The organism is Pseudomonas sp. DWP3-1-2, assembly GCF_049896285.1.
Lineage (GTDB): Bacteria > Pseudomonadota > Gammaproteobacteria > Pseudomonadales > Pseudomonadaceae > Aquipseudomonas.
On the sequence record NZ_JAFCTZ010000001.1, the window covers coordinates 14,601 to 29,659 of the forward strand.

The 15,059-nt window shown below is 58.9% G+C and carries 11 protein-coding genes and 1 pseudogene; 8 read left to right on the forward strand and 4 right to left on the reverse strand.

Annotated elements, in window-relative coordinates:
* Window positions 1-50: 50 nt before the first annotated feature.
* From ppsA to ACP7B0_RS00090, 8 genes are all read left to right on the forward strand, one after another.
* Window positions 51-2,426 (forward strand): phosphoenolpyruvate synthase, encoded by a 2,376-nt coding sequence (gene ppsA / locus ACP7B0_RS00055; protein ID WP_426138855.1) that lies wholly within the window; start codon window positions 51-53, stop codon window positions 2,424-2,426.
* A gap of 100 nt (window positions 2,427-2,526) precedes the next feature.
* Window positions 2,527-3,519 carry an alpha/beta fold hydrolase gene (locus tag ACP7B0_RS00060; protein ID WP_426138856.1) on the forward strand — a complete coding sequence of 331 codons (993 nt, stop codon included), beginning with the start codon at window positions 2,527-2,529 and terminating at the stop codon, window positions 3,517-3,519.
* A gap of 93 nt (window positions 3,520-3,612) precedes the next feature.
* Entirely contained in the window at window positions 3,613-4,101 is a 489-nt protein-coding gene (gene rraA / locus ACP7B0_RS00065) for a ribonuclease E activity regulator RraA (protein ID WP_426138857.1), read from the forward strand.
* Window positions 4,102-4,112: 11 nt separating this feature from the next.
* Window positions 4,113-5,108, forward strand: coding sequence for a zinc transporter ZntB (locus tag ACP7B0_RS00070; RefSeq protein WP_426138858.1), 996 nt, complete (start codon window positions 4,113-4,115; stop codon window positions 5,106-5,108).
* 90 nt (window positions 5,109-5,198) lie between these two features.
* Complete coding sequence (locus ACP7B0_RS00075; protein WP_426138859.1) at window positions 5,199-5,453, forward strand: CrfX protein; 255 nt, start codon at window positions 5,199-5,201, stop codon at window positions 5,451-5,453.
* Between the two features lie 2 nt (window positions 5,454-5,455).
* Complete coding sequence (locus tag ACP7B0_RS00080; RefSeq protein ID WP_426138860.1) at window positions 5,456-6,280, forward strand: mechanosensitive ion channel family protein; 825 nt, start codon at window positions 5,456-5,458, stop codon at window positions 6,278-6,280.
* Between the two features lie 86 nt (window positions 6,281-6,366).
* Entirely contained in the window at window positions 6,367-6,957 is a 591-nt protein-coding gene (gene sigX, locus ACP7B0_RS00085; protein ID WP_426138861.1) for an RNA polymerase sigma factor SigX, read from the forward strand.
* 106 nt (window positions 6,958-7,063) lie between these two features.
* Window positions 7,064-8,098 (forward strand): OmpA family protein, encoded by a 1,035-nt coding sequence (locus tag ACP7B0_RS00090; RefSeq protein ID WP_426138862.1) that lies wholly within the window; start codon window positions 7,064-7,066, stop codon window positions 8,096-8,098.
* Between the two features lie 185 nt (window positions 8,099-8,283).
* On the opposite strand, the gene cobA is transcribed toward ACP7B0_RS00090, so the two are convergent.
* The 4 genes and pseudogenes from cobA to ACP7B0_RS00110 form a co-directional block, all read right to left on the reverse strand.
* Window positions 8,284-9,039, reverse strand: coding sequence for a uroporphyrinogen-III C-methyltransferase (cobA, locus tag ACP7B0_RS00095; protein ID WP_426138863.1), 756 nt, complete (start codon window positions 9,037-9,039; stop codon window positions 8,284-8,286).
* A 12-nt stretch (window positions 9,040-9,051) separates the two neighbouring features.
* Entirely contained in the window at window positions 9,052-11,769 is a 2,718-nt protein-coding gene (locus ACP7B0_RS00100; protein ID WP_426138864.1) for a molybdopterin-dependent oxidoreductase, read from the reverse strand.
* A gap of 8 nt (window positions 11,770-11,777) precedes the next feature.
* Window positions 11,778-12,998 (reverse strand): annotated as a pseudogene (locus tag ACP7B0_RS00105) (NAD(P)/FAD-dependent oxidoreductase); the annotation flags it as partial.
* 398 nt (window positions 12,999-13,396) lie between these two features.
* Window positions 13,397-15,052: a protein kinase domain-containing protein gene (locus ACP7B0_RS00110; protein ID WP_426138865.1), complete on the reverse strand. Its 1,656-nt coding sequence runs from the start codon at window positions 15,050-15,052 to the stop codon at window positions 13,397-13,399.
* Window positions 15,053-15,059: the final 7 nt, after the last annotated feature.

Here is a 15,059-nt window from a genome sequence, read left to right on the forward strand (position 1 = left end):
GGGTGCATGAGCTTTTCCCAACAACAAACACAGTTAGTGGAGAGATCACCTTGGTAGAGTACGTAGTTTCCCTCGATAAGCTCGGCGTCCATGATGTGGAGCATGTGGGAGGCAAGAACGCATCCCTCGGCGAAATGATCAGCAACCTCGCAGGTGCTGGCGTTTCGGTGCCCGGTGGCTTCGCCACTACGGCTCAGGCCTACCGTGATTTCCTTGAGCTCAGTGGTCTGAACGATCAGATCCACGCAGCCCTGGACGCTCTTGATGTCGACGACGTCAACGCCCTGGCCAAGACCGGCGCGCAGATTCGTCAGTGGATCATGGAAGCCGAGTTTCCCGAGAAGCTCAATGCCGAAATTCGCACTGCCTTCGCGACGCTGTCGGCGGGCAATCCGAATCTGGCTGTAGCCGTGCGTTCTTCCGCCACTGCCGAAGACCTTCCCGACGCGTCTTTCGCTGGCCAGCAAGAAACCTTCCTGAACATCCGCGGCGTCGAGAATGTCATCCGTGCGGCCAAGGAAGTGTTCGCTTCGCTGTTCAACGACCGCGCCATTTCCTACCGCGTTCACCAAGGGTTCGACCACAAGCTGGTGGCGCTCTCCGCGGGCGTGCAACGCATGGTTCGTTCCGAAACCGGCACGGCGGGCGTGATGTTTACGCTGGACACCGAATCAGGTTTCCGTGACGTCGTGTTCATCACCGGTGCCTATGGCCTGGGCGAAACCGTGGTGCAAGGCGCCGTCAACCCCGACGAGTTCTATGTTCACAAGGGCACCCTTGAAGCCGGTCGTCCTGCGATCCTGCGCCGCAATCTGGGCAGCAAAGCGATCAAGATGATCTACGGCGACGAAGCCAAGGCCGGGAAATCGGTCAAGGTCATCGATGTCGAGCCTGCCGACCGCATGCGTTTCTGCCTGACCGACGCGGAAGTGTCCGAGTTGGCCAAGCAGGCGATGATCATCGAGAAGCATTACAAGTGCCCGATGGACATCGAGTGGGCCAAGGACGGCGACGACGGCAAGCTGTACATCGTTCAGGCGCGCCCTGAAACCGTGAAGAGCCGCTCCCAGGCTAATGTCATGGAGCGTTATCTGCTCAAGGAAACCGGCACTGTGCTGGTAGAGGGTCGGGCCATTGGCCAGCGCATCGGCGCTGGCAAGGTGCGGATCATCAAGGACGTGTCCGAGATGGACAAAGTCCAGGCCGGCGACGTGCTGGTCTCCGACATGACCGACCCGGACTGGGAACCGGTCATGAAGCGCGCCAGTGCCATCGTCACCAACCGTGGCGGCCGTACCTGCCACGCGGCAATCATTGCCCGTGAACTGGGCATTCCGGCAGTCGTGGGCTGCGGCAACGCGACCCAGGTCCTGCAGGATGGCCAGGGCGTGACCGTGTCCTGTGCCGAAGGCGACACCGGTTACATTTTCGAAGGTGAGTTGGGTTTCGATATCAAGACCAACTCGGTCGACGCCATGCCGGATCTGCCGTTCAAGATCATGATGAACGTTGGCAACCCGGATCGGGCGTTCGACTTCGCCCAGTTGCCCAATGCCGGTGTCGGCCTGGCGCGTCTGGAATTCATCATTAACCGCATGATCGGCGTGCACCCCAAGGCGCTGCTCAACTACGACGGTCTGCCTGCGGACATCAAGGACAGCGTCGACAAGCGTATTGCCGGTTACAGCGATCCGGTTGGCTTCTACGTCGAGAAGCTGGTGGAAGGCATCAGCACCCTGGCTGCGGCCTTCACCCCGAAAAAGGTCATCGTGCGCCTGTCGGACTTCAAGTCCAACGAGTACGCCAACCTGATCGGCGGCAAGATGTACGAGCCGGAAGAAGAAAACCCGATGCTGGGTTTCCGTGGCGCCTCCCGCTACATCAGCGAGAATTTCCGCGATTGCTTCGAACTCGAATGCCGGGCGCTCAAGCGTGTGCGCAACGAAATGGGCCTGACCAACGTTGAAATCATGGTGCCGTTCGTGCGCACTCTGGGCGAAGCGAGCCAGGTCATTGACCTGCTGGCGGAAAACGGTCTGAAGCGCGGTGAGAACGGTCTGCGCGTCATCATGATGTGCGAACTGCCGTCCAACGCGATTCTGGCGGATGAGTTCCTTGAGTACTTCGACGGCTTCTCCATTGGCTCCAACGACCTTACCCAGCTGACCCTGGGCCTGGATCGTGACTCCGGGGTTATCGCGCATCTGTTCGATGAGCGTAATCCGGCGGTCAAGAAGCTGCTGTCCAACGCGATCCAGGCCTGTAACAAAGCCGGCAAATACATCGGTATCTGCGGTCAGGGCCCTTCGGACCACCCGGATCTGGCGCGCTGGTTGATGGATCAAGGCATTGAAAGCGTCTCGTTGAACCCCGATTCGGTACTGGAAACCTGGTTCTTCCTGGCCGAGGCTCAGGCTCCGGTCTGATCCCACTGAGTTAAGCCCCGATTCGCTGACGCGGCTCGGGGCTTTTTTATGTCAATCAGGTCGTGCGTGCAAAAGACGGCCTTTTCTTGTTCAGAGCAATATGCAAAGCAGCAGCACTCTTTTTCCTGTGGCCTTGATCAGCGCTGAACGACGCGGTGACTTGATCGAGGACGTTTATCGCCTGAAACCCGCCAACAGTCCCGACGCCAGCGTCGAAATCGCAGTGACCCGCCTGGGTCTGGTGACCCAGCCCGATGTCCGCGGCGTGCCGGTGATTCTGTTGCACGGTAGCTTTTCCAATCGCCGTTTCTGGTACTCGCCCAAGGGCATTGGCCTCGGGGCGTATCTGGCGCGGGCGGGATTCGATGTCTGGATTCCGGAAATGCGCGGTCATGGTTTATCGGCCCGCAATCAGACTTATCGCTACAACCGGGTTGCCGATTACGCGCGGTATGATTTACCCGCCATCGCGGCCTTTGTGACCGAGCAGAGCGGGCAGGCGGCTCACTGGATTGGCCACTCACTGGGCGGCACAACGCTCGCGGCCGCCTTGGGCGGTCAGTCCCTGGGGCCGGACAGCGTCGCATCGGTGGCGCTGTTCGGTAGTCAGGTCAGCCGAACGTACTGGCCGCTGAAGTTTCCTCCTGTGGAATGGTCCAGTCGCCTGTTGCTCAAGTCCTTCGATCACATTTCCGGTACGCGATTCAAGCGCGGACCCGAAGATGAACCTGTGGGGCTGGCGCTGGAGAGCTTACGCTGGCACGGTCTGTTCGGGCGTTTCGGTGACAAGGACAGCCACTGGTGGGCGGGCTTGAGGGACGTGACGGTGCCGGTACTGGTCGTGGCCGGGGCGGGCGATCATCAGGATCCGGTCTGGGCGTGCCGCAAGCTTTATGACCAGATCGGCTCGCAGCAGCGTAAATTCATCTGCCTGGGCCGAGAGCAGGGCTTCGCCGAGAACTTCGGCCATGTGCAGATGCTGGTCAGCAAGCCTGCGCAGCACGAGGTCTGGCCGCTGGTGAAAGATTGGCTGCACGAGCGCTGCGCGCCTGTACAGGAGCTGTCCGATTTGCCGATTGGTGCAATGCAGTAACCCAGATCATTTCGTTGTCGCCCTGTTGCGGCTAAGCTACGACGCAGCAGGCTCATTTGCCCTTGATGAATCATCACTGACAGGAGTTACCTCATGCATTACCTCACGCCCGACTTGTGCGACGCCTATCCGGAGCTGGTCCAGGTTGTAGAGCCGATGTTCAGTAATTTTGGCGGTCGTGATTCCTTCGGTGGTCAAATCGTTACGATCAAGTGCTTCGAAGACAATTCCCTGGTACGCGAACAGGTCGATCAGGACGGCAAGGGCAAGGTATTGGTCATTGATGGCGGCGGTTCCCTGCGTCGTGCCCTGCTGGGTGACATGCTGGCCGAAAAAGCGGCCAGAAGCGGCTGGGAAGGCATGGTGATCTACGGTTGTATCCGCGACGTGGACGTCATTGCCCAGACCGATCTGGGTGTCCAGGCGCTGGCCAGCCATCCGATGAAGACCGACAAGCGTGGCATCGGTGACCTCAACGTGGCAGTCACCTTCGCGGGCGTGACCTTTCGTCCGGGCGAATATGTGTATGCCGACAATAATGGCGTGATTGTTTCTCCTTCTCCTTTGAAAATGCCGGAATAAGCGAAGTACGAATGTTCGATGAGCAAAACGCGCAGTGGGGGCTGGTGCATGCCCTGGTACTGGATGGTTGTGGCGGGGCGCGTTTCATCGCTCGGACCGAGCTGGAGGGGCTTGAGCTGCAGCCCCACGAGAGTGTCTGGCTGCACTGGGACCGCAGTCATCCGCAAACCCAGGCCTGGTTGCGAACGGCCAGTGGCTTGAGTCAGTTTGCCTGCGATCTGCTGCTGGAGGAGAACACCCGGCCACGTTTGTTGCCGCTGCCCGACAACAACCTGTTGCTGTTTCTGCGGGGCGTCAATCTTAATCCGGGCGCGGAACCGGAAGACATGGTTTCGGTGCGCATCTTCGCAGCCGCCCAGCAAGTCATCTCCCTGCGCCTGCGTCCGTTGCGGGCGACCGAGGAGCTGATCGAGGAATTGAATGAGGGCAGGGGGCCCAAAACGGCTTCCGAACTCATGCTGTATCTGGCGCAACACCTCACCGATAAAGTCCAGGCACTGGTCAGCGACCTGACGGAATCGGTCGATGAAGAGGAAGAAAAAATAGATGCCGACGAGCGGTACACGCCTGACCATGGAACGCTGTTGCATATTCGCCGGCGAGCCGCCGGGCTGCGTCGTTTTCTCGGTCCGCAGAGAGACATCTACGCGCAGTTGACCCGCAGCAAGTTGCCCTGGTTTGTCGAAGACGACGCCGACTACTGGAATGAGCTGAATAACAGCCTTACCCGTTATCTGGAAGAGCTGGAATTGACCCGTGAACGCGTGGGGCTGGTACTCGAGTCCGAAGATCGACGCCTGAGAGAGCGGATGAACAGGACCATGTACCGTTTCGGGATTATCACCGGGATCTTCCTGCCCATGAGCTTTCTCACGGGTCTGTTAGGGATCAACGTTGGCGGAATTCCAGGCTCCGCCAGCCCTTATGGTTTTCTGGTGGCCTGCGCGTTGATATTTGCGGTCGCGGTGGGCCAATGGTGGCTGTATAGACGCCTGCGCTGGGTATAAAAAGGGTGTTTTTTTGTCAAAATCCGATCGCGCGGTTGTGACTCATGCAAATCGGGTTGCGTCTTTTAGTGACGTTACGCGAGGTGCCTGATGCACGATCCGTTTGAAGAATCGTTACGCGACATGCTCAATTCATCTTCCCCGAGTCGGGATGACGATGCGTGCCTGGGGCGAGTGTTGAAAACCGCCAACCGTCAGGTGGGCGCAGGTGTGCTGTTCGGTTTGTTGGGGCGTTGGTCGCAGGCCCTGATGATTGCCTTGAATAACGGTTCGGCCCACGTTTCACCGGTGTCGCGCCGCTCCACCATTAAAGTTAACGCTCGCGCCGTCGATAAGGCTGATTGAACATGGAATTGAACCCCTGGACCCAAAGCCTGCTGGCCGCAATGACTGCATTGTGGACTAAAGTTGCAAATTTCATCCCTAATCTGTTCGGTGCTCTGTTTGTTGTTTTGCTGGGGTTTGTCGTCGCAAAGCTGTTGGATACGCTGCTTTCCAAACTGTTGGCCAAGTTGGGTCTGGATCGCCTGATGGGTGGTACCGGTTTGACCAAACTGATCAGCCGTGCGGGTGTTCAGGTGCCGATTTCCACCCTGATCGGCAAGATCGTTTACTGGTTCGTGTTGTTGATTTTTCTGGTATCGGCCGCAGAGTCGCTGGGCCTGGGGCGGATTTCTGCCACGCTGGACATGCTTGCTCTCTACCTGCCGAAGGTTTTCGGCGCAGCATTGGTGTTGCTCGTGGGGGTACTGTTGGCACAATTGGTCAACGGGCTGGTACGCGGAGCCGCCGAAGGCGTCGGGCTGGATTACTCGGCTGGCCTGGGAAGAATTGCCCAGGGCCTGGTTATCATTATCAGTATTTCGGTTGCAATCAGTCAGTTGGAGGTCAAGACTGACCTGCTCAACCACGTCATTGTGATCGGTTTGATTACCGTTGGTCTGGCAGTTGCGCTGGCCATGGGGCTTGGAAGTCGCGAAATTGCAGGCCAGATACTGGCAGGAATTTATGTGCGGGAGTTGTATCAGGTAGGGCAACAAGTGCGTGTGGGCGAGGTCGAAGGCCAGATTGAAGAAATTGGCACGGTGAAAACAATCCTGCTGACCGATGAGGGGGAGTTGATTTCACTGTCCAACCGAAACCTCCTTGATCAGCAAGTGAGCAGCCGTTAGGCCGCTAACCTGCTAATGTATGCCGCCACGAATCGCCGGAATCCGGACAGTGGCGGACATTGACCTGACTGTCGGCACGACTTGTTTTGAATAAACCCCAACCGCTATTGATGCGCTACGACCCCCGCGAGCTCTCTGATGAGGAGTTGGTCGCGCACGCGCACGTCGAGCTGTTTAACGTGACGCGGGCGTACGAAGAGTTGATGCGGCGCTACCAGCGGACACTTTTTAACGTCTGTGCACGTTATTTGGGGAACGATCGGGATGCTGATGATGTCTGTCAGGAAGTGATGCTCAAGGTGCTGTACGGCCTGAAGAATTTCGAGGGAAAATCGAAATTCAAGACCTGGCTCTACAGCATCACTTACAACGAATGTATTACGCAGTACAGAAAGGAACGGCGTAAGCGTCGCTTGATGGACGCTTTGAGTCTGGACCCACTTGAGGAAGCGTGCGAAGAAAAGGCGCCTAAACCTGAAGAACGGGGTGGACTTGATCGCTGGCTGGTGCATGTGAACCCGATTGACCGGGAAATTCTGGTGCTTCGATTTGTCGCAGAACTTGAATTTCAGGAGATCGCTGACATCATGCACATGGGCTTGAGCGCAACGAAAATGCGCTACAAGCGGGCGCTTGATAAATTACGTGAGAAATTTGCAGGCGTTACCGAAACTTAACTCGGTGCAAATATCTCTAACGAGCAGGCAAGTTCTGATACACTTGCCGACGAGTTGTCCCTTACATGGGGGACTGCTTTACAATCACCAGATGGGGATTTAACGGATGAAACTGAAAAACACCTTGGGCTTGGCCATTGGTACTATTGTTGCCGCTGCATCGTTCGGCGCTCTGGCACAAGGCCAAGGCGCAGTCGAAATCGAAGGCTTCGCCAAGAAAGAAATGTACGACAGCGCCCGCGATTTCAAAAACAACGGCAATCTGTTCGGCGGCTCTGTTGGCTACTTCCTGACTGACGATGTTGAATTGCGTCTGGGCTACGACGAAGTGCACAACGTTCGTAGCGATGACGGCAAGAACATCAAAGGCGCTGATACCGCTCTTGACGCTCTGTACCACTTCAACAACCCGGGCGACATGCTGCGCCCATACGTCTCGGCTGGTTTCTCCGATCAGAGCATCGGTCAGAACGGCCGCAGCGGTCGTAACGGTTCCACTTTCGCCAACGTTGGCGGCGGTGCGAAGCTTTACTTCACTGAAAACTTCTATGCCCGTGCAGGCGTTGAAGCTCAATACAACATCGACCAAGGTGACACCGAGTGGGCGCCTAGCGTCGGTATCGGCGTAAACTTCGGCGGCGGCTCGAAGAAAGTTGAAGCAGCACCAGCTCCAGTAGCTGAAGTGTGCTCCGACAGCGACAACGACGGCGTGTGCGACAACGTCGACAAGTGCCCGGACACCCCAGCCAACGTAACTGTTGACGCTGATGGCTGCCCAGCAGTTGCCGAAGTGGTTCGTGTTGAGCTGGACGTGAAGTTCGATTTCGACAAATCCGTAGTCAAGCCTAACAGCTACGGCGACATCAAGAACCTCGCTGACTTCATGCAGCAGTACCCATCTACCACCACTACTGTTGAAGGTCACACTGACTCCGTCGGTCCTGACGCTTACAACCAAAAACTGTCCGAGCGTCGTGCAAACGCCGTTAAACAGGTTCTGGTTAACCAGTACGGTGTTGGCGCTAACCGCGTAAATTCGGTTGGTTATGGCGAATCCCGTCCAGTTGCTGACAACGCAACTGACGCTGGCCGCGCTGTAAACCGTCGCGTAGAAGCTGAAGTTGAAGCCCAAGCTAAGTAATTAGCCCGCTTTAACTCGCTTCAATAGAAAAGCCCGGCTTAGGCCGGGCTTTTCTTTGCCTGCGATTTGGTCAGTCTGCTTCAGGCTTCAGGCTCCAGTCGCTGTGGTGGGCGCCAGCTCACGTTTTTAGAATGGCAGGCATTGGGTTGGTGCAGAGTCAGGGCATTCGCGGCATGGGATACCGGTCAGCCGACGCGGGTGTTTGCTCCGAGCCAGCCTGTTATTTCGGCGGAATCCGCGGCGGCCACTGCGCCAATCACCAGGATGGCCGGGCTTTTCAATTCAAATCTTGCTGCGTCTCGCTGCATGTCGGCCAGTGAGCTGCGGCATTCGCGCTGTTGGGGTAGCGAAGCGTTTTCGATCATTGCCACCGGCGTCTGCGCGGCAAGGCCGCCTGCAAGCAGGCTTTCGCGTATTTCGGACAGCTTCGCCACGCCCATGTACACCACCAATGTGGTACCCGTCTGGGCGAGCGCCCGCCAGTTCAGACTGCTGTCATCCTGAGTGTGAGCGGTGACCAGAGTCACGCCACGGCTGATGCCACGCAGTGTCAGCGATATACCGCATTGAGTGGCCCCGGCCAGTCCCGCAGTGATGCCATTGACCAGTTCGACGTCAACATCACGCGCGCGTAACCAGTCGGCTTCTTCGCCGCCGCGCCCGAAGATGCACGGGTCGCCACCCTTGAGACGAACCACGCATTTGCCTTGGCGCACATAGCGCAGCATCAAACGATGGATGAACGCCTGAGGGGTCGAGCGACAACCGCCACGTTTGCCTACCGGGATGACACGTGCCTCAGGGCAATGCTCAAGGACAGCGGTATTGACCAGATCGTCGATCAGTACCACGTCGGCTTCACGCAACGCTCGCACGGCCTTGAGGGTAAGCAATTCCGGGTCACCGGGCCCTGCGCCCACCAGCCAGACTTTTGCACTCATGTCGCTCACCTCTTAGTTGATCGCGGCTGCCGTCAGCAGTCTTTTGATTTCTGGCACGCAGGAGCCGCACATGCTGCCGCAACCCAGTTGTGTTTTCAGTTGAGCCAGATCCATGCCCTGAGCAATGCCTGCATGGATTGCGCCTTCACTGACGTTCATGCAGTTGCACAAGGTTCTGGTCGTGCAGGAGGGGGTGGAGCCTGAGCCCGGTGGCGCGCTCAGTGGTGCCAGTAACCAGCGCCGAAGGGATTCATGGGTGCTCCCTTCGACCCATTGTTGCTGCAACCAGTGGCGAGCGAGGGTTTCTCCCGCCAATCGTACGGCGGTAATCCGACCCCCTTCGAAGCGTATCCGCTTGCCGATGGCGCGTGTGGGATCGTCATAGGCCATGACCGGTCCGTCGTTGAGGCCCAGAATGTGATCAATCCGCGCCAGCAGATCGGCGCTCGGTGCCTCGGCGTTGGCCGCATTGATCACCAGTCCAGGGCGTTCGCGACCGGCAAGGCCGAGACTGACGTAGCTCAACGCCTCGCACAGCGGGCGTAATGCTGTCAGTAGCGTCTGCACATCGCCCTCCACCAGCACAAAGAGCCGCCAGGGCAGGTGAATCTTGTCGACGCGCACCCCGGAGTGCTTCAGCTCCGGTTGTTTGGACAGCGGATCGTAGGCGGGCTGGGTCAGCAGATTGACCCCGCCTTTGAGAAAGCGATCTCCCCAATGCATGGGCAAAAATGCCTGGCCTGCGCGCAGGTTGTCGTCGCTGCCAACCGGCACAACAAGGGTACCGCGCCGACTGGTGACGCTGACCAGATCGCCGGGCTGCAACCGATGCCGCTCCAGTTCTTCGGGGTGCAACCCCAAAATGGCTTCGCTGACATGGCCGAAGAGCCGGGCGGCCGTACCGGTACGGCTCATGCCGTGCCATTGATCGCGCAGTCGTCCGGTATTCAGGGTCAGTGGATAGCGCGCATCCCGCAGTTCTCTGGGGGCGCAATAGGCATCGGCAACGAATCGGGCGCGGCCGGAAGGCGCGGGGAATATGCCGTCTGCGTAAAGTCTCGCCGTGCCCGCTGTCGCCCCTTGGGGGAACGGCCATTGCTGTGGGCCTTGTTGATCGAGGATGGCGTAGCTGATGCCGGACAAGTCCAGATCGCGGCCTTGGGTCAGCACTTTGTATTCGTCAAACAGCGCTTGCGGACGGGCAAAGTCAAACAGCGCAGGTGCTGTTGGTTTCAGCCGGGCTTGCAGGCGCTGGGCAAAATCCACCGTGATCGCCCAATCGGCCCGTGCTTCACCGGGTGCAGGTACAGCCCGGCGAACATGGGAAATTCGCCGTTCGGAGTTGGTGACCGTGCCTTCCTTTTCGCCCCAACTGGCGGCTGGCAGCAGGAGGTCGGCAAAACGAGCCGTTTCGGTGGTGCGAAATGCTTCCTGCAAGACCACGAACGGGCAGGTGGTCAATGCTTGCTGAACCTTGTGCTGATCCGGCAAGGATTGCGCGGGGTTGGTGCAGGCGATCCACAAGGCTTTGATTTTTCCGGCTTGCACTTGCTCAAACAGCTCAATGGCTGACAGCCCCGGTGTTTCCGGCAGGCGATCGACGCCCCAGTACTCGGCGATTTCCGCGCGGTGCTCAGGATCGGCAGCTTCCCGGTGGCCGGGCAACAGGTTAGAAAGGCTGCCGGTTTCCCGGCCGCCCATGGCATTAGGCTGGCCGGTCAACGAGAAAGGTCCGGCACCGGGGCGGCCTATTTGCCCGGTCGCCAAATGCAGATTGATCAGGGCGCTGTTTTTTGCGCTTCCGCTGGTGGATTGATTCAAACCCATGCACCACAGCGACAGAAAGCTCGGTGCCTGGCCGATCCACTGGGCGCAGTTCTGCAATTGCTCCACTGAGATTCCGCAAATCTCGGCAACCCGCTGGGGGGGATAGTCGTGCACCAGGGTTTTGAGTTCGGCGTAGCCTTCGGTGTGGTCGTCGATGAAGTTGTGGTCAATCCAGCCTTCCCAAAGCAGCAGGTGCAGGATGCCGTGAAACAAAGCGACATCGGTGCCTGACTGGATCGGCAAATGCAGATCAGCCAGCTCGCAGGTATCGGTGCGACGGGGATCGATGACAACTATTTTCATGTCCGGACGACGGCTTTTTGCTGCTTCAAGCCGACGAAACAGGATCGGGTGCGCGTAGGCCATGTTGCTGCCGACGATCATCACGCAATCGCTGAGTTCGATGTCTTCGTAACTGCATGGCGGTGAATCCGCACCCAGGCTGCGCTTGTAGCCCACCACGGCCGAGGACATGCACAGCCGCGAATTACTGTCGATGTTGTGGGTGCCGATCAGGGCGCGGGCCAGTTTGTTGAAGGCGTAATAATCTTCGGTCAGCAGTTGCCCGGACAGGTAGAAGGCGACGCTGTCCGGGCCATGTTCGGCAATGGTGCTGGCGAATACGGTGGCGGCGTGGTCCAGGGCGGTGTCCCAGTCGGTCACGCTGCGGGCCAGGGATTTGCCCAGGCGCAGTTCTGGATACAGGGCCCTGGCGCTGAGGTCGCCCGTCAGATGAAGGCTTGAACCCTTGCTGCACAGTTTGCCGAAATTGGCCGGGTGTTGCGGATCGCCGCTGACACCGAGGATGGTGTCTTCGTCATGTTCAATCAGCACGCCGCAGCCCACGCCGCAATAGCAGCAGGTGGAGGCGGTGACCTGCGTCGTGTTGTCGTTCAGGCGCATAGGGCGGTACCGGTTTCGCTCAGGCTGTTTTCACCGAACATCAGGTGATCGCGGCTGTTGCCGATTTTTCGGTGCTCGCGAATCTGCTGCAAGTACCAGCCGCCGTCCGTTGTGTCGCCGTACAGGCAGGCCCCCACGAGCACGTCATTCTTGATCACCAGTTTCTTGTAGCTGCCGTTGATAGGGTCGCGCAGGGTAATGCTTTCAGTGCCTTCGCCGCCCATGAAGTCCCCGGCGGAGAACAGGTCTATGCCAGTGACTTTCAGTTTGGTCGAGGTCACGGTGCCCTTGTAGCTGGCAAAGCCCAGTTGCGCGAGATGGTTGGCGCAGACCTTGGCTTGTTCGAACAGGGGAGCGACCAGTCCGTAGGCCGTGCCTCGGTGACTGGCGCATTCGCCAATGGCGTAGATTCGCGGGTCGTAGGTCTGCAACGTGTCGTTGACCAGGATCCCTCGGCCGCACGCAATCCCGGCCTGTTCCGCCAACTCGATAGCGGGGCGAACCCCGGCAGCCATCACCACCAGATCGGCAGGAATAACGTCGCCGTTGGAAAACTGCACCGCATTGACTCGCCCTTGGCCGTTGTCGAGCAATGCCTTGGTTTGCTCGCCCAGCCGGAATATCAGGCCGCGTGCTTGCAGCGCCTGTTGCAGCAGGTGTGCTGAAGCCTGGTCCAGCTGGCGCTCCAGCAGCCATTGGCCGATGTGCACCACCGTCACCTCCATGCCCCGCAGTCTCAGGCCGTTGGCGGCTTCAAGCCCCAGCAGTCCGCCGCCGATGACCACGGCATGTGTGTGGGTGCGTGCGGTGTGAATCATGACTTGGGTATCGGCGATGTCGCGATAGCCGATCACGCCTTCCAGTGTGTTACCGGGAATCGGCGGGATGAACGGTTTAGAGCCGGTGGCGATCAGCAGGCGGTCGTAATGAGCCTGCGTGCCATCGTCTGCGGTGACGATTCTGTTCGTGCGGTCGATTTTCACCACGCTGCGATTAAGCAGCAGTTTGATGTTATTGCTCAGGTACCAGTCCAGATCGTTAAGCACGATCTCGTCGAATTTCTGCTCGCCCGCCAGCACCGGCGACAGCAGGATGCGATTGTAGTTGGGGTGCGGCTCGGCCCCGAAAACCGTGATGTCGTACAGTTCGTCGCTCAGCTTGAGCAGTTCTTCAAGGGTACGGACCCCAGCCATGCCATTGCCGATCATCACCAGTTTGAGTTTTTTCATGCTGCCTCCGAGTCCACCATGGGCGCGCTCGACAAAATCTGTGCAAACAAAAAAGGCGTCCCGCTAGTTACCTAGCGAGGACGCCTTTGTCCGGTCCCGTTCTCTCGGGATGCCCCGTCCTTCGTCGTTGAAGGCTGAAGCTATATGTAAATTGTATAAGAGGGGTATGCATGGGTTGTGCCAGCGGACATGAAACAAGGCAGTTGCGGAGCGGGCCCGGACGCAAACCGCTGTCGGCGGGCGGCTTGCCCGGGAAACGCTTTGCCGGCCGCCGCCTTTCTTCAGACTGAGCCGCCGCTTTCTCGGGCAAGCCTGGCTCCAGCAGTGTGGTGTGCAACGGCAACGTGTCGGTTCAGGTTCCCGCTTTGGTGCGCGTTGCACCGAAGCAGGGCGGTTGCTCAGTGGCGCAGCAGCCAGATGATCATCACCAGATTGATCAGTAGCGAGACCATCGCCAGGGTGCGCCAGACCTTCAAAGGCTCTCTTTCCAGCAGGGGGCGTGGCTGTTGCACCAGGGGCCGGTATTCGGCTTGTTCCAGTTGCAGCAACCACTGCTCCGCCGTTTCATAGCGCGAAGCAGGTTCCGCATGAAGTGCCTGTTGCAGGCTGTGGTCCAGCCAGTCCGGCACATCCGGGCGATAACGGCTGGCCGGAATTGGCACGCCGAACCGTCGATGTTGAAACGCCTCTATTTCGCCGTAGGGATAGTGCCCCGTCAGCAGGTAATAGAGGGTGACACCGGCGGCGTACAAATCTTGTTGGGGAGCGGGTTCAGTACCGTCGAACGCTTCGGGGGCAATGAAGCTTGGCGTGCCGGGCAGCTCTTCAGTCACCGCGGACAGGCCGGGGCAATAGGCCAGACCGAAATCCAGTAACCGCAATTCACCGTCGTCGTCCAGTAGCAGGTTTTCCGGTTTGATGTCGCGATGAATGATATTGCGCCGGTGCAGCAAACCCACTGCGCGCAACAGACGTGTTGCCAGGTCCTGCCACTGCGCCACGGAGACAGGCCCCGTGAGATCGAATACTTGGGCCAGCGTCCGACCGGGGTATTCGCGCATCAGGTAATACAGATGCTGGCGTTCCGGGGCAGGGTGGAGCTCGGGAAAATAGCGTCCAGCGACACGTCGCAGAAACCATTCTTCCAGCAACAGGCTCTGACCGGCGTGAGCCTCGTCCTGTCGGTTGGCGGGCAGTGTCTTCAACAGCCAGCACTGGGCCTGTTGATCGCGGACGCGATATAGCAATGACTGGCGCGACTGCGCTAGCAAATTGACTATTTCGAAGCCCTCGAACCGTTGACCCGGTTTAAGTGCTGGCGGCAGTGGCCATTGTTGAAGCTGAAGCAGCGCATCTCCCAGATCGTCCTGACCCAGCGTGTCGACATTGATCAGCAGCGCGCTGGCATTGTCCTGACTGCCCGCCAGATGCGCGGCATTGACCAGTGTCTGCACGGCACTGTCGAGGTCGTCCTGTTCGGCCAGAATCGAGTGGATGCTGGCGTCGCCCAAGGTGACCCAGATCCCGTCGCTGACCAGCAGCAGCCGTTCGCCTTCGCGCAGCTCGCCGTCCAGATAATCCATGACCACGTATTGATCCAGCCCCAGCGCACGTTTGAGCACATGTTGCATGTCCGGTTGTTCCCAGACGTGATCCTCGCTGATGCGCTGCAATTGGCCCTGATGCCAGCGATAGACCCGGCAATCGCCCACATGGGCCAGCGTAAACCGACGGCCGCGCAGGACCACCACGCTCAAGGTCGTCATCAGGCCATTGGCTAACAACCAGCGGTTCTGCGCCAGCAGCAGGCGATCCAGCGACTGGGCGATCCCCCAGGTTTCCGGCGTCGAGTAGTAATCCAGCGCCAGTGCCTGCAACGTGGATTGCGCAGCCAGCGCTCCATCGGCGCACTGGCTGACGCCATCGGCCAAGGCAAACAGATAGCCCTTGCTGGCAGCAAGGGCCGGGGCCGGAGTGACCAGACGCAGGGCGTCCTGGTTTTCCGGTCGCGGCCCACTGGCGCTGCACTGGGCGAAACTCAGTTGCAGACTCATCGACGAC

What these genes read in the sequence shown, in the direction of transcription:
- ACP7B0_RS00075 (WP_426138859.1), top strand. Translation starts at nt 5,199, where the DNA reads ATGCACGATCCGTTTGAAGAATCGTTACGCGACATGCTCAATTCATCT.
- rraA (WP_426138857.1), top strand. Translation starts at nt 3,613, where the DNA reads ATGCATTACCTCACGCCCGACTTGTGCGACGCCTATCCGGAGCTGGTC.
- ACP7B0_RS00070 (WP_426138858.1), top strand. Translation starts at nt 4,113, where the DNA reads ATGTTCGATGAGCAAAACGCGCAGTGGGGGCTGGTGCATGCCCTGGTA.
- ACP7B0_RS00110 (WP_426138865.1), bottom strand. Translation starts at nt 15,052, where the DNA reads ATGAGTCTGCAACTGAGTTTCGCCCAGTGCAGCGCCAGTGGGCCGCGA.
- ACP7B0_RS00090 (WP_426138862.1), top strand. Translation starts at nt 7,064, where the DNA reads ATGAAACTGAAAAACACCTTGGGCTTGGCCATTGGTACTATTGTTGCC.
- ACP7B0_RS00100 (WP_426138864.1), bottom strand. Translation starts at nt 11,769, where the DNA reads ATGCGCCTGAACGACAACACGACGCAGGTCACCGCCTCCACCTGCTGC.
- cobA (WP_426138863.1), bottom strand. Translation starts at nt 9,039, where the DNA reads ATGAGTGCAAAAGTCTGGCTGGTGGGCGCAGGGCCCGGTGACCCGGAA.
- ACP7B0_RS00080 (WP_426138860.1), top strand. Translation starts at nt 5,456, where the DNA reads ATGGAATTGAACCCCTGGACCCAAAGCCTGCTGGCCGCAATGACTGCA.
- ACP7B0_RS00060 (WP_426138856.1), top strand. Translation starts at nt 2,527, where the DNA reads ATGCAAAGCAGCAGCACTCTTTTTCCTGTGGCCTTGATCAGCGCTGAA.